Origin of the sequence: Vibrio sp. SCSIO 43153, from assembly GCF_023716625.1 — a bacterium.
GTDB classification, from domain to species: domain Bacteria; phylum Pseudomonadota; class Gammaproteobacteria; order Enterobacterales; family Vibrionaceae; genus Vibrio; species Vibrio rotiferianus.
In genome coordinates, this window is record NZ_CP071855.1 from 835,458 (window position 1) to 852,989 (window position 17,532).

General features: G+C 45.3%; 17 protein-coding genes. 10 read left to right on the forward strand and 7 right to left on the reverse strand.

The window, feature by feature from the left end; genetic code table 11:
- Nucleotides 1-27 precede the first annotated feature (27 nt).
- Nucleotides 28-1,698, forward strand: coding sequence for a glutamine--tRNA ligase (gene glnS, locus J4N37_RS03920; protein WP_038885293.1), 1,671 nt, complete (start codon nucleotides 28-30; stop codon nucleotides 1,696-1,698).
- A 62-nt stretch (nucleotides 1,699-1,760) separates the two neighbouring features.
- Here glnS and J4N37_RS03925 read toward each other — a convergent pair whose 3' ends face one another.
- Both J4N37_RS03925 and fcrX read right to left on the reverse strand, forming a co-directional pair.
- Complete coding sequence (locus J4N37_RS03925; RefSeq protein ID WP_252041696.1) at nucleotides 1,761-2,342, reverse strand: type II secretion system protein; 582 nt, start codon at nucleotides 2,340-2,342, stop codon at nucleotides 1,761-1,763.
- A 75-nt stretch (nucleotides 2,343-2,417) separates the two neighbouring features.
- Nucleotides 2,418-2,867, reverse strand: a complete 450-nt coding sequence (gene fcrX / locus J4N37_RS03930) for a ferric iron uptake transcriptional regulator FcrX (protein ID WP_010446797.1) — start codon at nucleotides 2,865-2,867, stop codon at nucleotides 2,418-2,420.
- A 199-nt stretch (nucleotides 2,868-3,066) separates the two neighbouring features.
- On the opposite strand from fcrX, the gene J4N37_RS03935 reads away from it, so the two are divergent.
- A complete protein-coding gene (locus tag J4N37_RS03935) occupies nucleotides 3,067-3,570 on the forward strand; it encodes a DUF4442 domain-containing protein (RefSeq protein ID WP_038885315.1) in 504 nt (167 codons plus the stop codon).
- 54 nt (nucleotides 3,571-3,624) lie between these two features.
- Here J4N37_RS03935 and fldA read toward each other — a convergent pair whose 3' ends face one another.
- The 3 genes from fldA to J4N37_RS03950 all read right to left on the reverse strand — a co-directional run bounded on the left by fldA (nucleotide 3,625) and on the right by J4N37_RS03950 (nucleotide 5,309).
- Nucleotides 3,625-4,158 (reverse strand): flavodoxin FldA, encoded by a 534-nt coding sequence (fldA, locus tag J4N37_RS03940; protein WP_038885291.1) that lies wholly within the window; start codon nucleotides 4,156-4,158, stop codon nucleotides 3,625-3,627.
- A gap of 49 nt (nucleotides 4,159-4,207) precedes the next feature.
- A complete protein-coding gene (locus J4N37_RS03945) occupies nucleotides 4,208-4,429 on the reverse strand; it encodes a DUF2788 domain-containing protein (RefSeq protein ID WP_010446802.1) in 222 nt (73 codons plus the stop codon).
- A 112-nt stretch (nucleotides 4,430-4,541) separates the two neighbouring features.
- On the reverse strand, nucleotides 4,542-5,309 hold the full coding sequence (locus J4N37_RS03950; protein ID WP_010446805.1) for an alpha/beta fold hydrolase: 768 nt from the start codon (nucleotides 5,307-5,309) through the stop codon (nucleotides 4,542-4,544).
- A gap of 92 nt (nucleotides 5,310-5,401) precedes the next feature.
- Between J4N37_RS03950 and seqA the strand changes: the two genes are divergently transcribed.
- Together seqA and pgm are read left to right on the forward strand one after the other, a co-directional pair.
- Entirely contained in the window at nucleotides 5,402-5,944 is a 543-nt protein-coding gene (gene seqA / locus J4N37_RS03955) for a replication initiation negative regulator SeqA (protein WP_010446807.1), read from the forward strand.
- A 93-nt stretch (nucleotides 5,945-6,037) separates the two neighbouring features.
- Nucleotides 6,038-7,684: a phosphoglucomutase (alpha-D-glucose-1,6-bisphosphate-dependent) gene (gene pgm / locus J4N37_RS03960; RefSeq protein WP_252041697.1), complete on the forward strand. Its 1,647-nt coding sequence runs from the start codon at nucleotides 6,038-6,040 to the stop codon at nucleotides 7,682-7,684.
- 124 nt (nucleotides 7,685-7,808) lie between these two features.
- Here the strand turns inward: pgm and J4N37_RS03965 are convergent, their stop codons facing one another.
- Nucleotides 7,809-8,561 carry a DUF1853 family protein gene (locus tag J4N37_RS03965; RefSeq protein ID WP_252041698.1) on the reverse strand — a complete coding sequence of 251 codons (753 nt, stop codon included), beginning with the start codon at nucleotides 8,559-8,561 and terminating at the stop codon, nucleotides 7,809-7,811.
- A 132-nt stretch (nucleotides 8,562-8,693) separates the two neighbouring features.
- On the opposite strand from J4N37_RS03965, the gene J4N37_RS03970 reads away from it, so the two are divergent.
- Nucleotides 8,694-9,452, forward strand: coding sequence for a Nif3-like dinuclear metal center hexameric protein (locus J4N37_RS03970; protein WP_252041700.1), 759 nt, complete (start codon nucleotides 8,694-8,696; stop codon nucleotides 9,450-9,452).
- A gap of 227 nt (nucleotides 9,453-9,679) precedes the next feature.
- Here J4N37_RS03970 and J4N37_RS03975 read toward each other — a convergent pair whose 3' ends face one another.
- Nucleotides 9,680-10,969: a citrate synthase gene (locus J4N37_RS03975; RefSeq protein ID WP_010446823.1), complete on the reverse strand. Its 1,290-nt coding sequence runs from the start codon at nucleotides 10,967-10,969 to the stop codon at nucleotides 9,680-9,682.
- A 395-nt stretch (nucleotides 10,970-11,364) separates the two neighbouring features.
- Between J4N37_RS03975 and sdhC the strand changes: the two genes are divergently transcribed.
- The 5 genes from sdhC (at nucleotide 11,365) to sucA (ending at nucleotide 17,509) form a co-directional block, all read left to right on the forward strand.
- Nucleotides 11,365-11,757 (forward strand): succinate dehydrogenase cytochrome b556 subunit, encoded by a 393-nt coding sequence (gene sdhC, locus J4N37_RS03980; protein ID WP_005426687.1) that lies wholly within the window; start codon nucleotides 11,365-11,367, stop codon nucleotides 11,755-11,757.
- Nucleotides 11,751-12,095, forward strand: a complete 345-nt coding sequence (sdhD, locus tag J4N37_RS03985; protein WP_010446829.1) for a succinate dehydrogenase, hydrophobic membrane anchor protein — start codon at nucleotides 11,751-11,753, stop codon at nucleotides 12,093-12,095. Before sdhC ends, sdhD begins: the two co-directional genes overlap by 7 nt.
- Complete coding sequence (gene sdhA, locus J4N37_RS03990) at nucleotides 12,096-13,862, forward strand: succinate dehydrogenase flavoprotein subunit (RefSeq protein ID WP_010446832.1); 1,767 nt, start codon at nucleotides 12,096-12,098, stop codon at nucleotides 13,860-13,862.
- Nucleotides 13,863-13,880: 18 nt separating this feature from the next.
- Entirely contained in the window at nucleotides 13,881-14,591 is a 711-nt protein-coding gene (locus J4N37_RS03995; protein ID WP_038885285.1) for a succinate dehydrogenase iron-sulfur subunit, read from the forward strand.
- 92 nt (nucleotides 14,592-14,683) lie between these two features.
- Nucleotides 14,684-17,509: a 2-oxoglutarate dehydrogenase E1 component gene (gene sucA, locus J4N37_RS04000; protein ID WP_010446836.1), complete on the forward strand. Its 2,826-nt coding sequence runs from the start codon at nucleotides 14,684-14,686 to the stop codon at nucleotides 17,507-17,509.
- Nucleotides 17,510-17,532 lie beyond the last annotated feature (23 nt).

The window sequence follows — 17,532 nt, forward strand, 5'->3', positions numbered from 1 at the left end:
CAATACTATTATTTTGAGGTGCTATAGATGAGTGAAGCTGATGCTCGTCCATCAAACTTTATTCGCCAGATCATTGATAAAGATCTAGCGGATGGTAAACACACTAGCGTGCATACTCGATTTCCGCCGGAACCAAATGGTTACCTGCATATCGGTCATGCTAAGTCTATCTGTTTGAACTTCGGTATTGCTCAGGACTACCAGGGTCAATGTAACCTACGTTTCGACGATACAAACCCTGAAAAAGAAGACATCGAATACGTTGAGTCTATCAAGAAAGATGTAAACTGGTTGGGCTTTGAGTGGGATGGTGAAGTATGTTACTCATCAAACTACTTCGACAAGCTTTACGAATATGCAATTGAATTGATTAATAAAGGCTTAGCGTACGTTGATGAGCTAAGTCCTGAGCAGATTCGTGAATACCGCGGTACGCTAACGGCTCCGGGTAAACCAAGCCCATACCGTGATCGTCCGGTAGAAGAAAACCTAGCGCTATTTGAAAAAATGCGTGCGGGTGAGTTCGAAGAAGGTAAAGCGTGTCTTCGTGCGAAGATCGACATGGGTTCTTCATTCATGGTTATGCGTGATCCAGTGATCTACCGTGTACGTTTCGCGACTCACCACCAGACTGGTGATAAGTGGTGCATTTACCCAATGTACGACTTCACACACTGTATCTCTGATGCGCTAGAAGGCATTACGCATTCTATCTGTACGCTAGAGTTCATGGATAACCGTCGTCTGTACGACTGGGTACTAGATAACATCACAATTGAATGTCGTCCTCACCAGTACGAGTTCAGCCGCCTAAACCTTGAATACACAGTGATGTCTAAGCGTAAGCTAAACCAACTAGTAACTGAGAAATTGGTTGATGGTTGGGATGACCCACGTATGCCAACCGTATCAGGTCTGCGTCGTCGTGGTTTCACATCTGCATCTATTCGTGAGTTCTGTAAGCGTATCGGCGTAACGAAGCAAGAGAACATGATTGAGTTCGGTTCACTAGAATCTTGTATTCGTGATGATCTAAACGAAAATGCACCACGTGCGATGGCCGTTCTAGATCCAGTTAAGATCGTTATCGAGAACTTTGAAGAAGGCGCGGTTGAAACTCTAACGGTAGCTAACCATCCAAACAAACCTGAAATGGGTGAGCGTGAAGTGCCATTCACTCGTGAAGTTTGGATCGAGCGCGAAGACTTCCGTGAAGAAGCAAACAAGAAGTACAAGCGTCTTGTTCTAGGTAAAGAAGTACGTCTACGTGGCGCATACGTGATCAAGGCTGAACGCATCGAGAAAGACGCAGAAGGCAACATCACAACAATCTTCTGTACTTACGATGCTGATACACTAGGTAAGAACCCAGCAGATGGACGTAAAGTGAAAGGTGTAATTCACTGGGTTTCAGCGGACAAAGCGCTGCCTGCAGAAATTCGTCTGTACGATCGTTTGTTCACAGTACCAAACCCAGCTGCTGCGGATGACTTTGCTGCGACAATCAACCCAGAATCACTAGTGATTCTAAACGGTTTTGTTGAGCCAAGTTTAGCATCATCAGAAGCTGAAAAAGGTTACCAATTTGAGCGTATGGGTTACTTCTGTGCAGATTCGAAAGACTCTTCAGCAGATAATCTAGTATTCAACCGTACGGTTGGTTTACGTGATACTTGGGCGAAAATCGAGAACCAATAATCTCAATTTATCGCCAACAAAAATGCCAGCAATTGCTGGCATTTTTTGTTTGTACGTTAGTGTTAGAGACGTCCTGGTTTTGTTGTGGAAGCGGTACCTTGTTTAGAGTCATACCAAATCACAAACTGAGCGCTGTCAGGATCATCATCATATCCCTTTACTGTATATATGTAATAACATACAGACCAGTGACCAGAGCTGTCTTTTACTCTTTTTGTAATGAAGTCGACAGCATCATGCTGGTTATTGGAGTTAGATAAACGATATTCAGCCCCCAATAACGCTTCCCATACGGCGATACAGCCTGGGTTGTTCTTGCCAATGTTAAAAGGACTACCAATCTTACCGTTACTGTTACCTTTGTTGGTTCCTAGCGGATAGCCAAATTCATTTACATCCAGGCTTCCACCACCATATCCTTGTAAATTGACCTGAGCTTCAGGTGTAGCACCATTGGCGAGCCACTGACTCTGGGTGAACTTTACCCCGGTTTGGAGGTTTGTGGCGATATCTTCGATTTTAGCTAGATATGCATCGTCTTGAATGTTGAGAAATCTTGGCGCTGCTACGACAGCAAGAATACCAAGCACAAAGATCGCGATTACAAGCTCAAGCAGTGTAAAACCATTCTGCTGAGAATTCATGGCTACCTCCAAAACAAAAAACGCCAGCTTTACGCTAGCGTTTTAACCATAAATTACATAAACATCAACAACTATTTATTTTGATGGTTTATGTGCGTCAGGGTTGTCTTTGCAAGAGCCATCACTGCACTTACCGTAAAGGTATAAGCTGTGGTTAGTCAGCTGTACGTTGTATTGAGCTGCAATCTCTTTCTGGCGTTGCTCGATAATGTCATCTGAGAATTCAATAACCTCACCACAATCAAGACACACTAGGTGGTCGTGATGGTGCTGAGTTGAAAGTTCGAATACCGACTTGCCGCCTTCAAAATGGTGGCGAGTTACGATACCCGCATCATCAAACTGGTTTAGAACTCGATAAACAGTCGCAAGACCAATTTCTTCACCTAAATCGATAAGCTTCTTGTACAAATCTTCAGCGCTGATGTGTTGGCAGTCTGGCTGTTGTAGTACTTCTAAAATTTTTAGCCTAGGAAGCGTTACTTTAAGACCCGCATCCTTTAGCGCCTGATTGTTGTCTGACATATACTTTCCCGTTGGATCATCTGCAGCGATTTAACAGAATTCAATATTCCTACCATTATAGGTTAAGCCGCGTCAACAATAAACCACGAACTTCAAAGGGTTAATAGATTATTTTTGTAAATTGGGAACGGGTCGATTATATTACAGATCAGACCAGTTACAATTGCGTAACATGGAAATGTTAGAGGCATGGAAGGCAATGAATAAGCGACTCGCCAAAATATATAAGCCGGGAATAGTGAAGTTTGCGCTCAATATTTGGCCTCCTTTTTGGGGGGCTGGAATTAAAATCTTACATATTTCCGAGGACTTTCGAACAGTTAAAGTCCGACTGAAGCTTCGGTGGTGGAACAAAAATGCAAATCGAACCCAATATGGTGGCAGTATCTTCTCTCTGACCGATCCTGTTTATTCTCTGATGCTAATGGGCATTCTGCGAGAGGAATACTATGTATGGGACAAAGAGGCGAGCATTAACTTTATTAAACCTGGTCAAAGTGATTTGTATGCAGATTTCGAAGTGACCGATGGGATGTTAGATGAGATCTATCAGATGACGCGAAATGGAGAAAAGTGTTTTCCTGAATTCATCACTTATGTGAAAGACAAAGATGGTAACGTAGTGTCTGAAGTTAAACGTAAGCTATATGTACGTAAAAAGCCTCAGTATCGAGAAGAAGAAATTGCAACAGAAGCACCATAATCATCAGAGAAAAAAAGACCTCCCAATAGGAGGTCTTTCTTCATGAATGCTGTGTTAGCCTTCAAGCTCGGCTAGGCACATCTCTTCGTAGATTTGCTTAACCCAGTTTTCAACGCGTTCGTCAGTCAATTCAGGTTGACGATCTTCATCAATACATAGACCGACGAATTGACTGTCATCGCCTTCAACAAGTGCTTTAGACGCTTCAAACTCATAACCATCAGTTGAAGTGTGGCCTAGGATAGTACCGCCTTTTGCTTCAACGATATCACGCACTGTGCCCATCGCGTCACAGAAATACTCTGCGTAATCTTCTTGGTCACCACAACCGAAGATAGCCACAAGCTTAGTTGAGAAGTCTACTTGCTCAAGCTCTGGGAAGAAGTCATCCCAATCACATTGTGCTTCACCGTAGTACCAAGTTGGGATACCTAGAAGTAGAAGATCAAAGTTATCAATGTCTTCTTTGCTGCTTTTTGCGATGTCTTGAACGTGAACTAGCTGTTTACCTAGCTGCTTTTGAATCATCTTTGCAACGGCTTCAGTATTACCTGTGTCGCTACCGAAGAAGATACCTACACTTGCCATAGAGTCTATACCTTTACATTGTATGTTACTGGCGATGGGGGAGCCGGACTTAACCTAATCCAGTACCTTCCCAGCTTAGCTGAATAATGCCTTTAGCGATAAAACCAGCACAGCCTAGGAAAAGGACTAACCATACGATACGACGACCAAAAACAGGTACATTGCCTTGCTTGAGTACATCTTTTATTGCCATCCCGATGAAAAAGAAGATAGCAGCAAAAAGCAGATCGAGTCCAATTGACTCGAGCATGTCCATATAGTCGTATAGCATTGTCGTCCTTCATGCCAAAAAATCTTGGGCGCACTATACCACTGTTAATCCGTAAAGTTAATGCACTATAAGAAGGGTTAATTCAATAATTAGGCGTAGTTTTTCGAATTTGTTAACTCGAAATATATTTCCTGATCACGCGCATCACTTCGGCCGGCTTCTCGGCATGTAACCAGTGCCCAGTATTGGCAATAATGTGTGCTTTGGCGTTATTAAACTGGCGCTGAACCGCAGGCTGGTGCTCAGGCATTAAGTAATCTGAATCACCACCTTTAACAAACAAAGTGGGAATGTTTGTCGGTGCGATTTCTTGCCAGCCAATGATGTCGTTATAGTTGTTGAACAAACTCGCAACGTTAAAGCGCCAATCCATTTTGTCGCCATTTTTATACAACGATTTCGACAGGAACTGTCTGACTCCATCGATTTCAATATGTTGAGCGAGAATATCCATTGTTTGCTGGCGATTAGCTGGTTGCTCTTTGATTACTGCTTGCAAGCCATTAAATACGTTGTCGTGACGGTTGGTTTGGTAAGCCACGGGCGCCATATCCAGCACGACAAGTCGTTTAACAAACTCAGGTGCTGCATCCACCAACTTCATAGCGACTTTTCCACCCATAGAGTGGCCGATGACAAGTGCAGGCTCAACCTTTAGATAGCGAAGTAAATCGGCCACATCTTGTGCTAGAACTTCATAATTGTGCGTGTCTGAATGGAAAGAGAGGCCATGATTTCGGAGATCGATACTGATCACCGAGTGATCCTGAACGAGATCGCGAGCCAGTAACCCTAGATTACTGAAACTTCCAAACAATCCATGAATCAAAACAACCGGTTGGCCTTGCCCTTCTTGCTTATAGTTGAGTAATGCTGACATTTTATCTTATTCGTGATGGGTTTAACGTGGAGTATCCGAGAGGATCTCGTTATAATCCCCCAGAGTTTAAACATTGAGAATGTGAAAAGCGAATGAAAACAATTGAGGTTGATGAGGATCTATACCGTTTTATTGCGAGCAAAACTCAGCATATCGGTGAAAGTGCCTCGGATATTTTACGACGCCTTTTGGACCTAGATGGTCAAAAACAGCAGCAAACAAGTGCTCCTGTATTAGAGCAGCCACAGGGAATTGTAGTAAGTAAAGATGCTGGTAAAGACGCGCAAATTGATACTGTGAAAGAAATGCGTTCGCTATTAATTTCGGATGAGTTCGCGTCACTTAAAAAAGCAATTGATCGTTTTATGTTGGTATTGTCAACATTGCATAACCTGAACCCAGAAGGGTTTGCGCAAGCAACAAAGGTTAAAGGTCGCAAACGTGTATATTTTGCAGACAACGAAGAGACACTGTTAGCAAACGGTAATACAACCAAGCCTAAAGCTATTCCGGATACACCGTTTTGGGTGATTACCAATAACAATACCAGTCGTAAAAGACAGATGGTTGAGCAGGTAATGACACACATGGAGTTCCAACCTGACTTAATCGAAAAAGTAACAGGTTCAATCTAAAGAAACCTGATAGAAGCCTCATAATGTGTAGCGTTTAGCGGATATTATGAGGCTTTTTTAATTTTATTTGTATTTAAAGAAAGGATGTCAAACATGGCTATGCACCCTCGTGCTGGGCAAAAAGCGCAGCAGGAAGATCTTCACAATATCCCAGCACTCGTTGCTAACTACTTCTTACTTCAACCAGACGCAGCAAACGCAGAACACAAAGTTCAATTTGGTACTTCTGGTCACCGCGGTACAGCAGATAAGCACACTTTTAACGAAAACCACATTTTAGCCATCGCTCAAGCGGTAGCAGAAGTTCGTGCTGAGCAAGGTACAACAGGTCCACTGTTTGTAGGTAAAGACACGCATGCGCTATCTGAACCAGCGTTTTCAAGTGTGATTGAAGTATTGATTGCAAATGGTGTGAAAGTGATTGTCCAACAAGACAACGGCTATACACCAACACCGGGTATTTCACATGCAATTCTGACTCACAACATCAAGCATGATGACAAAGCTGACGGTATTGTAATTACCCCATCTCATAACCCACCACAAGACGGCGGTATCAAATACAACCCGACGCACGGTGGCCCTGCAGAAGCAGAGCTGACTCAAGCTATCGAAGATCGTGCAAACGCGCTGATTGCAGAAGGCCTACAAGGTGTTAAACGCCTACCACTAGCAGAAGCTAAAGCTTCGGAGTTGTTCGTTGAGATGGACTTGGTGAAGCCGTACATCGATGACTTAGTGAATGTTATCGACATGGAAGCGATCCAAAAAGCAAATCTGAAGATTGGTGTAGATCCATTGGGTGGCAGCGGTATTGATTACTGGCGTCAAATTGGTCAGGCATACGACCTAGATCTAACGCTAGTAAGTGAAGCCATTGACCCATCTTTCCAATTTATGTCTCTAGATAAAGACGGCGTTGTACGTATGGACTGTTCATCTCCTTACGCAATGGCGGGTCTATTGGCGTTGAAAGATGAATACGACTTAGCATTTGGTAACGATCCGGACTACGATCGTCATGGTATCGTGACGCCAAAAGGTTTGATGAACCCGAATCACTTCTTAGCGGTTTGTATCGATTACCTATACCGTCACCGTGACGCGTGGGGTAAAGATGTCGCTGTGGGTAAAACGCTAGTTTCAAGTGCTCTGATTGACCGTGTTGTTGCGGATCTAGGTCGTGAGCTATGTGAAGTACCTGTTGGCTTCAAATGGTTCGTGGATGGCCTGTACACTGGTAAGTTCGGTTTCGGCGGTGAAGAAAGCGCTGGTGCATCTTTCCTTCGTAAAGATGGTACGCCTTGGTCAACAGACAAAGATGGCATCTTGCTATGTCTTCTAGCTGCAGAGATCACTGCGGTAACGGGTAAGAACCCTCAAGATTACTATGAAGAGCTAGCGGCGAAGCATGGTGAGTCTAAGTACAACCGTATTCAAGCTGTCGCAAATGGCCCACAAAAAGACGTATTGAAGAAGTTGTCACCAGAAATGGTTGCGGCTGAAACTCTAGCTGGTGATGCAATCACTGCTCGTCTGACGCACGCTCCAGGTAATGGTGCTGCGATTGGTGGCCTTAAAGTAACGACAGCGAATGGTTGGTTCGCTGCACGTCCATCAGGCACTGAAGACATCTACAAGATCTACTGTGAAAGCTTCAAAGGTGAAGAGCATCTGAAACAAATCGAAGCTGAAGCACAAGAAATCGTTAATCAAGTATTTGCAGCCGCTGGTTTGTAATTCAAACGATTAAAGTTCGAAAGGGTCGACATTGCGTCGGCCCTTTTTGTTTGTGAAGAGGAAACGCTGCGCTTCGAGAGTCGGGAGCGCTTCGCTTTAGGAATCGAGATTCCCGTTTCCCGCTTTAGTTCGGCCAAGTGTCCGGTACAACAAACCAAAATTGACCGTTCTTTGTTTGAGCGTGAACAAACCTATCTGATGGTTTATCGATTGGCTCTAAGAACTCCTCATTGCCTATTGCCCAAAGCGGTTTAGAAAGGGCGTAAAGCGGCTCTTCGACTTGCTCCCATTGACTTTGATAGCACCAGTAACCGGATATTTGGCTTTGGTTTAGTTCGTATCCTAAACAGCTTGTTGGGATAGGTTCTGCAGAAAAAGGGTTAACGTAAAGACGTCCCTGCATCAGGAGGTGCTCACTCGGGATATGGTCTAAAGGCAGTTGCTGATGGAACTCTTCTCTCTGGCTCATCTTTAGCTGGTGGGTGAGCATACGTTCGAGTTTCTTATGCAGTTGGTCGTGTGCATTCGGCCCATACCAAATGCCTTCATGCAGTAAGTAAAACTTGATGGCCACTTCCCAATGCTCATTCTGTTTGGTTTCTTGATTTTCGAGGACCAAATCGACGGCGCCAATTGTGCGACCGGTAGCATCATTGAGTTGAATCTCTTCGGCAACCAACTCATATCGAGAGGAGCAAGTCAGCAACTTGGTACAAAGATGTTGGTATAGAAAGCCGAGTCGTGGGTTGCCATCGTAATCTTCATTGTCTGGTAGCGGCAATGCCGGAATATCTTCAACAGTGACAAAGGGCGTTTGAAGTTTAAAAAGTGGTGGGGTGTTAGCAACCCATTGATAGAAACGTTGTAGAGAATTCATCCATTATCCTTGTTGTCACGGGCAAAGCGTCTTTATTGTATCTAAATTTATTTGACTTGGGGATGCCACAACTGGCATCTCGATTGCGGTTCGAGATACACTTTGCTCAAGCCACAAGTATTGGAAGTAAAAATGAATAATTTACAGCTGGAAAAGCTCCTTAACGAGAAACTGTCGCCGCAACTGATTAAAGACTATGCACCTAATGGTATGCAAGTAGAAGGCAAATTAGAAATCAAACGCATCGTGACAGGTGTCACTGCTTCACAAGCGCTGATCGATAAAGCCATCGAGTTAGATGCTGATGCACTGCTTGTTCACCACGGCTACTTTTGGAAAGGCGAGCCAGAGCCAATTCGTGGTATGAAAGGAAAGCGTATCCGTAGCTTGATCAAAAATGATATCAACCTATATAGCTACCATTTACCGTTAGACATTCATCCTGAACTTGGTAACAACGCAGAACTTGCACGCTTGCTAGACATTGAAGTGGAAGGCGGCTTAGAAGGAGATCCTCAATCGGTAGCGATGTTTGGTCGTTTGAAACAGGCAATGACAGGTGCCGACTTCGCGAACAAAATCAATCAAGTACTAAACCGTGAACCTTTGCATATTGCCCCTGGCAATGCAGACAAAATGATTGAGACAGTCGGCTGGTGTACTGGCGGTGGTCAGGATTTCATTGAGCTTGCTGCTCAGCATGGATTAGATGCATTTATTTCGGGTGAGATCTCGGAGCGCACCACTTACACGGCTCGTGAGTTAGACATTCATTATTTCTCAGCTGGCCACCATGCAACCGAACGTTACGGCATTAAAGCGTTGGGTGAGTGGTTAGCGCAGGAGCATGGCTTAGACGTCACGTTTATCGATATTGATAACCCAGTATAAAAGGGAAGGGCTTTGTCCTTTGCCATGAGAGACTGTTGTACTTCGGGATCTGAAGGGAGAACAGATCCCCAACTCGCTCGTCCCTCGCTCTTGAGGGTGACGAAGTACTCGGACCCCGCACGAGCGCTATCCCGCATCCATAGGGCTTCAGCTTGTTCCTGAGTTCCTTAAATAAAGAAAGGGTTGACGCTTTCACGCCAACCCTTATTTTTATTCGATTCTAACCGTTACTCACGCTCGTGCAATGGAGAGAACTCACGTTGAGTTTCACCAGTGTATAGCTGACGAGGACGACCGATTCGGTTTAGTGGGTCGCTGTGCATTTCGTTCCAGTGAGCGATCCAACCGATAGTACGAGAAATCGCGAAGATTACCGTAAACATCGATACAGGAATACCGATCGCTTTTAAGATGATGCCTGAGTAGAAGTCTACGTTCGGGTAAAGCTTCTTAGACACGAAGTATTCGTCAGAAAGTGCAATACGCTCAAGTTCCATTGCTACATCTAGTAGTGGATCTTTGATGTTCAGCTCTTTTAGCACTTCGTGACATGTTTCACGCATTACTGTTGCACGTGGGTCGTAGTTCTTGTAAACGCGGTGACCGAAGCCCATCAGACGGAATGGGTCATCTTTGTCTTTCGCACGCTCTACATACTCAGGAATGTTATCTACGCTGCCAATCTCTTCAAGCATCTTCAGACACGCTTCGTTTGCACCACCGTGTGCAGGACCCCATAGAGAAGCAATACCTGCGGCAATACACGCAAACGGGTTCGCGCCAGAAGAACCAGATAGACGAACCGTCGACGTTGAAGCGTTTTGCTCGTGATCTGCGTGAAGTGTGAAGATTTTATCCATCGCACGCGCAACAACAGGGTTTACCTCGTATTCTTCACATGGGTTTGCGTACATCATGTGTAAGAAGTTTTCTGCGTAGTTTAGGTCGTTACGAGGGTAAATAAACGGCTGGCCGATTGAGTACTTGTAACACATCGCCGCCAATGTTGGCATTTTCGATAGCAGACGGTAAGCCGCAATTTCGCGGTGCTCGTCGTTGTTGATATCTAGTGAATCGTGGTAGAAGGCCGCTAGTGCACCAACTACGCCACACATTACTGCCATTGGGTGAGCGTCGCGACGGAAGCCATGGAAGAAGCTTGCGATTTGCTCGTGCACCATAGTATGGCGAGTAACAGTTGTTTTGAATTGCTCGTATTGCTCACGGGTAGGGGCTTCGCCATAAAGCAGGATGTAACATACTTCCAAGTAATCTGCGTTATTGGCTAATTGATCAATCGGGTAACCGCGGTGCAAAAGAATACCTTTGCCGCCATCGATGTATGTGATTGATGATTCACAAGATGCAGTGGCAAGAAAACCTGGGTCAAAAGTAAAGTAACCATTGGCTCCCAGTTTACGAACATCAATTACAGGTGTACCTAGCGTACCGTCCATAATTGGCAGTTCGATCGGCGCATGACCTTCAACATGAAGGGTAGCTTTCTTATCCGCCATAACAATCTCCTTTGTTTATTATTTAATCCGTCCAGGATGTTTATGTGCCATTTTTGTACTGTTGTTAAAGCTTAAAGTCAATTTTTCTCCATTTTTGTGTGCACTTGTTATGATTTTTCTCATGAAAATCGTTAAAAATCTGTTCTATGTAGCATAATTTGTTACATCAATTGTATTAGAATGTTGCTGGTCGTATATTGGCACAGAAAATTTTAGTTAAATCCTTATAAATTCGGGGCTGGAAACAAAAGTGAGGTTTGTTTGTGGACTCCGGTTGTTAACAAAGTGTTTACAATTATCTCTAGGTATATTGCGAGTATTTGTTAATCAAATGTTAACTTTTGCACATTTGGAAGCTGAAATTAGTTATAACAATAAATGCTCAATGGAGCTGAGTGAGCAAGCCCGTGAAAGAAAGAAAGTCAAGACCTGTTAATTTAGATTTACAGACCATCCGCTTTCCCATCACAGCAATCGCGTCAATCCTACACCGTGTGTCGGGAGTGATTACGTTTGTTGCGGTGGGCATATTGCTTTGGTTACTGTCCATTTCTCTGTCATCCCCTATGGGTTTTATGGAAGCCGCTGACATTGTCGATAGCTTCTTCGTGAAATTCATTCTGTGGGGCATTCTAACTGCACTTGCCTACCACATTGCTGGTGGTGTTCGTCACCTACTGATGGACCTAGGCCACTTTGAAGAACTCGAATCCGGCGCGATGAGCGCGAAAGTCGCGTTTGGTGCTACTGCAGTGTTATCACTATTGGCGGGGATCTTGGTATGGTAAAACACGTTTCTTCATTTGGTCGTAATGGTGTCCACGATTTCTTATTGATTCGTGCATCAGCGATCATTATGACTTTATACACGATTTATCTGGTTAGCTTTTGTGCCTTCACAGATATCTCTTATGCATCTTGGACCCAATTCTTTGGTGGAACATTCACTAAAGTCTTCACCATGTTGGCACTTGTTTCAGTACTGATTCACGCGTGGATTGGTTTGTGGCAAGTATTAACCGATTACATTAAGTGCGCGAAACTTCGTGGTGCACTTCAACTTGGTGTTATTGCCGTGCTATTCGGCTATGTCTTCTCTGGTCTATTTATTCTGTGGGGTGCGTAAGTGTCTATTCCAGTTCGTGAGTTTGATGCCGTAGTAATCGGCGCTGGTGGTGCAGGTATGCGCGCTGCACTACAAATTTCGGAGCAAGGCCTTTCTTGTGCTTTGCTATCTAAAGTATTCCCAACTCGTTCACACACTGTTTCTGCTCAAGGTGGTATTACGGTTGCGCTAGGTAACGCGCACGAAGACCATTGGGAACAGCACATGTACGATACGGTTAAAGGTTCTGACTATATCGGTGACCAAGACGCAATCGAGTACATGTGTAAGAACGGTCCTGAATCTGTTATCGAGCTAGAGAAAATGGGTCTTCCTTTCTCTCGTTTTGATAACGGCACTATTTACCAACGCCCGTTTGGTGGTCAGTCAAAGAACTTTGGCGGTGAGCAAGCGGCACGTACAGCGGCAGCGGCTGACCGTACTGGTCACGCACTTCTGCACACGCTTTACCAACAGAACATCAAGCACAAAACAACGGTATTCTCTGAGTGGTATGCTCTTGATATCGTTAAAAATGAAGATGGTGTTGTTCTAGGCTGTACTGCGCTATGCATGGAAACGGGTGAAGTGTGCTACTTCAAATCGAAAGCAACTATCTTAGCAACTGGTGGTGCAGGCCGTATTTACGCATCAACAACTAACGCGCACATCAATACTGGTGATGGTGTTGGTATGGCACTTCGTGCGGGTGTTCCGATGCAAGATATGGAAATGTGGCAGTTCCACCCAACGGGTATCGCTGGCGCAGGTGTGCTTGTAACCGAAGGTTGTCGTGGCGAGGGTGGTTACCTTCTTAATAAAGACGGCGAGCGCTTCATGGAACGTTATGCACCTAACGCGAAAGACCTTGCTGGTCGTGACGTGGTTGCACGTTCAATGATGATTGAAATCCGTGAAGGTCGTGGCTGTGATGGCCCTTGGGGTCCACACATTAAACTGAAACTGGACCACCTGGGTAAAGAAACACTTGAGTCACGTCTACCTGGCGTTTGTGAACTGTCTCGTACATTTGCTCACGTTGATCCGGTCAAAGAGCCAATCCCTGTAATTCCTACTTGTCACTATATGATGGGTGGTATTCCTACTCAAGTATCAGGCCAAGCGATTCGTCAGGATGAGAATGGCGGTGACGTTGAAGTTCAAGGTCTATTTGCTTGTGGTGAGATTGCTTCTGTATCGGTACACGGTGCAAACCGTCTAGGTGGTAACTCACTACTTGACTTGGTGGTATTTGGTCGTGCGACGGGCCTTCATCTGGGTGAAACACTGCTTAAACAAGCTGACGCGAAACCTGCTACAGAAGCTGATATTGAACGTTCACTAGAGCGTTACAACCGTTGGGAAAATAGTACTGACGGTGAAGACCCAGCGCAAATTCGTAAAGACCTACAACAGTGTATGCAAAACAACTTCTCGGTATTCCGTGAAGGTGATGCAATGGCAAAAGGTCTAGTAGAGCTGAAAGCTATCCGTGAACGTCTGAAAAACGCTCACCTTGCTGATAAGTCGACTGAGTTCAACACACAACGTATTGAGTGTCTTGAACTAGAAAACTTGATGGAAACTGCTTATGCGACGGCGGTTGCGGCTAACTACCGCACAGAAAGCCGTGGTGCGCATGCTCGTTTTGACTTCCCAGACCGTGATGATGAGCAGTGGCTATGCCACTCTATCTACAACCCAGAAACGGAAGCAATGACGAAACGTGGTGTAAACATGGAGCCTATCCATCGTGAAGCATTTCCACCAAAAGCACGTACGTACTAAGGAAAGGAGGGTAATATTATGAAACTGAATTTCTCTTTGTACCGCTACAATCCTGATGTCGACCAAAAGCCGTACATGAAAGACTACACGCTTGAAGTGGAAGAAGGATCAGACATGATGCTTCTGGATGCCTTGATTCTATTAAAAGAGCAAGATCCTAGCATTGCGTTTCGTCGTTCATGCCGTGAAGGTGTATGTGGCTCTGATGGCCTAAACATGAACGGTAAGAATGGCCTTGCGTGTATTACGCCACTTTCAGCACTTCAAGGCGACCAGATTGTCATCCGTCCATTACCTGGTCTACCAGTAGTACGCGATCTTATCGTTGACATGACACAGTTCTACGATAACTATGCGAAAGTTAAGCCTTTCTTGATTGATGATGGTGCTCTACCACCATCTCGTGAAAACTTACAGTCGCCAGATGAGCGTGCCCATTTAGATGGATTGTACGAATGTATCATGTGTGCATGTTGTACAACGTCTTGTCCATCATTCTGGTGGAACCCAGATAAATTTATCGGCCCTGCTGGTCTTTTAGCGGCTTATCGCTGGCTAATTGATAGCCGAGATACAGCAACTGATGAACGTTTGTCCGATCTTGATGATGCATTTAGCGTTTTTCGTTGCCATGGCATCATGAATTGTGTAAGTGTTTGTCCTAAGGGGCTAAATCCTACGAAAGCCATCGGTCACATCAAGTCGATGCTAGTGAATCGTTCGATTTAATTAACAACAAAAATTGCCGCTCCACTTGGAGCGGCTCTTAATAGCTCGGCGCAGACCGAAGCAAACGTGAAAACTACTGGTTAAGGGAAAATATGCACAACGGCGTGATGAAGGCATGGCTCGAGTCTTCACACTTGGCTGGCGCCAATGCAACGTATGTAGAGGACCTCTACGAACTGTATCTAAGTGACCCCGATCTGGTAAGTGAGGAGTGGAAACGTGTATTCGATGAGTTGCCTAAGAACTCAGAAGAAGTGGCTGATCAGCCGCACTCGCGTGTCCGCGACTACTTCCGACGACTCGCTCAAGAAACAAAGCATTACAGTGTCCAGGTTAGTGATCCAGATGTCGACGCTAAGCAAGTAAAAGTTCTCCAGCTTATCAACGCATACCGCTTCCGCGGTCATGAAGCTGCTGAACTTGATCCTCTAGGTTTATGGCAACGCCCACCTGTGGCGGAGCTAGACCCTGCATTCCACAATCTCACCGAAGATGACTTCGCAGAAACTTTCAACGTAGGTTCTTTTGCCATTGGCCAAGAAACGATGCAGTTGAAAGACATCTACTCAGCACTGAAGAAAACCTACTGTGGTTCTATCGGTGCAGAATACATGCACATGACAGACACAGAGCAAAAGCGTTGGATCCAACAACGTCTTGAATCTGTCGTTGGTCAGCCATCTTTCGATAAAGACGAAAAACGTACATTCCTTGAGGAGCTAACGGCTGCTGAAGGGCTTGAGCGTTACTTGGGTGCGAAGTTCCCAGGTGCGAAGCGTTTCTCTCTAGAAGGTGGTGATGCACTGATTCCGATGACAAAAGAGCTGATCCGTCATGCTGGTACAAGTGGCATGCGTGAAGTGGTTATCGGTATGGCTCACCGTGGACGTTTGAACATGCTTGTTAACGTTCTTGGTAAGAAGCCGCAAGATTTGTTTGATGAGTTTGCGGGTAAGCATGATGAAACATGGGGTACGGGTGACGTTAAGTACCACCAAGGTTTCTCTGCAGACTTTGCAACACCGGGTGGTGATGTTCACCTCGCGCTAGCCTTCAACCCATCTCACCTTGAGATTGTAAACCCAGTAGTTATTGGTTCGGTTCGTGCTCGTCAAGATCGCTTAGGTGACTTTGATGGAAGCCGCGTACTGCCTATTACTATCCACGGTGACTCTGCAATCGCAGGTCAGGGTGTGGTAGCAGAGACGTTCAACATGTCTCTTGCACGTGGTTTCTGCGTTGGCGGTACGGTCCGTATTGTTGTTAACAACCAAGTTGGCTTCACTACGTCGAACCCTCGTGATACACGTTCGACTATGTACTGTACTGATATCGCGAAGATGGTTCAGGCACCAATTTTCCACGTTAATGCAGACGATCCAGAAGCGGTTGCTTTCGTAACACGCATTGCACTGGATTACCGTAACGAGTTCAAACGTGATGTTGTGATTGATTTGGTTTGTTACCGTCGTCACGGTCACAACGAAGCGGATGAGCCGAATGCGACTCAGCCGTTGATGTACCAAAAAATCAAAAAACATCCAACGCCTCGTAAGCTGTACGCTGATGTTCTGATCGACAAAAACGAATCAGACATCGAGGTGGCGACCCAGCTAGTTAATGAGTACCGTGACGCACTTGATAAAGGTGAGGTTGTGGTAAAAGAGTGGCGTCCAATGGCACTTCATTCAGTAGACTGGTCACCATACCTTGGTCACGACTGGGATGTGGAGTGGGACAACAAGTTTGATGCGACTCGCTTGAAAGAGCTAGGTCAACGTCTGATTCAATACCCAGATAGCCATAAGCTGCAAAGCCGTGTAAACAAGCTTTACAATGATCGTTCTGCAATGATCAGCGGTGAAAAGGCGATTGACTGGGGTATGGCTGAAACACTGGCATACGCAACGCTGGTTGATGATGGCAAGCGTATTCGTATCTCAGGCCAGGACTCTGGACGTGGTACTTTCTTCCACCGCCACTCAGTTCTACATAACCAGAACGATGCTAGCACCTATATCCCGCTGGCGAATATTCATGACAAACAAGGTCCATTCCAAGTCTTTGACTCAGTGTTGTCAGAAGAAGCGGTATTGGCGTTTGAATATGGTTACGCTACAGCAGAGCCAAGCGGCTTGACCATTTGGGAAGCACAGTTCGGTGACTTCGCAAACGGTGCACAAGTGGTGATTGACCAGTTCATCTCGTCAGGTGAGCAAAAGTGGGCTCGTCTGTGTGGCCTAACCATGCTGTTGCCACACGGTTATGAAGGTCAAGGTCCAGAGCACTCATCAGCGCGTCTAGAGCGTTACCTACAATTATGTGCAGAACAAAACATGCAGGTTGTAGTGCCATCTACACCAGCTCAGGTTTACCACATGATCCGTCGTCAGGTGGTGCGTCCTATGCGTCGCCCACTGATTGTTATGTCACCTAAGTCGCTACTGCGTCATCCACTTTGTACTTCAACGTTGGAAGAGTTGTCTGATGGCACATTCCAACCAGCAATTCCAGAAACTGATAATCTGGAGCCAAGCAAAGTGAAGCGTGTTGTGTTCTGTTCGGGTAAGGTTTACTTCGACTTGCTAGAACAGCGTCGCAACAACGAACAAGATGATGTGGCTATTGTGCGTATCGAGCAGCTTTATCCATTCCCGATGGATGAGGTTCAAGCCGCTATTGCACAATACACGAATGTTGAAGATTTCGTATGGTGTCAGGAAGAGCCTCAAAACCAGGGTGCTTGGTACTGTAGCCAACACAACTTCCGTGCTGCTATCCCAGCAGGCGCAGATCTTAAATACGCAGGTCGCCCAGCTTCTGCTTCGCCAGCAGTAGGCTACATGTCGGTGCACTTGAAACAACAAAAAGCGTTGGTTGAAGACGCTCTGAACGTGAACTCAAAAACTTCGAATTAAGAACTAGAAGTTAAAGGAAGAAA

Bases quoted from the DNA above. Each gene is read 5' to 3' on its own strand.
- J4N37_RS03970 (WP_252041700.1), top strand. From the start codon at position 8,694: ATGAATAATTTACAGCTGGAAAAGCTCCTTAACGAGAAACTGTCGCCG.
- glnS (WP_038885293.1), top strand. From the start codon at position 28: ATGAGTGAAGCTGATGCTCGTCCATCAAACTTTATTCGCCAGATCATT.
- fldA (WP_038885291.1), bottom strand. From the start codon at position 4,158: ATGGCAAGTGTAGGTATCTTCTTCGGTAGCGACACAGGTAATACTGAA.
- seqA (WP_010446807.1), top strand. From the start codon at position 5,402: ATGAAAACAATTGAGGTTGATGAGGATCTATACCGTTTTATTGCGAGC.
- J4N37_RS03935 (WP_038885315.1), top strand. From the start codon at position 3,067: ATGAATAAGCGACTCGCCAAAATATATAAGCCGGGAATAGTGAAGTTT.
- fcrX (WP_010446797.1), bottom strand. From the start codon at position 2,867: ATGTCAGACAACAATCAGGCGCTAAAGGATGCGGGTCTTAAAGTAACG.
- J4N37_RS03975 (WP_010446823.1), bottom strand. From the start codon at position 10,969: ATGGCGGATAAGAAAGCTACCCTTCATGTTGAAGGTCATGCGCCGATC.
- pgm (WP_252041697.1), top strand. From the start codon at position 6,038: ATGGCTATGCACCCTCGTGCTGGGCAAAAAGCGCAGCAGGAAGATCTT.
- J4N37_RS03945 (WP_010446802.1), bottom strand. From the start codon at position 4,429: ATGCTATACGACTATATGGACATGCTCGAGTCAATTGGACTCGATCTG.
- sucA (WP_010446836.1), top strand. From the start codon at position 14,684: ATGCACAACGGCGTGATGAAGGCATGGCTCGAGTCTTCACACTTGGCT.
- J4N37_RS03965 (WP_252041698.1), bottom strand. From the start codon at position 8,561: ATGAATTCTCTACAACGTTTCTATCAATGGGTTGCTAACACCCCACCA.
- sdhD (WP_010446829.1), top strand. From the start codon at position 11,751: ATGGTAAAACACGTTTCTTCATTTGGTCGTAATGGTGTCCACGATTTC.
- J4N37_RS03925 (WP_252041696.1), bottom strand. From the start codon at position 2,342: ATGAATTCTCAGCAGAATGGTTTTACACTGCTTGAGCTTGTAATCGCG.
- J4N37_RS03995 (WP_038885285.1), top strand. From the start codon at position 13,881: ATGAAACTGAATTTCTCTTTGTACCGCTACAATCCTGATGTCGACCAA.
- J4N37_RS03950 (WP_010446805.1), bottom strand. From the start codon at position 5,309: ATGTCAGCATTACTCAACTATAAGCAAGAAGGGCAAGGCCAACCGGTT.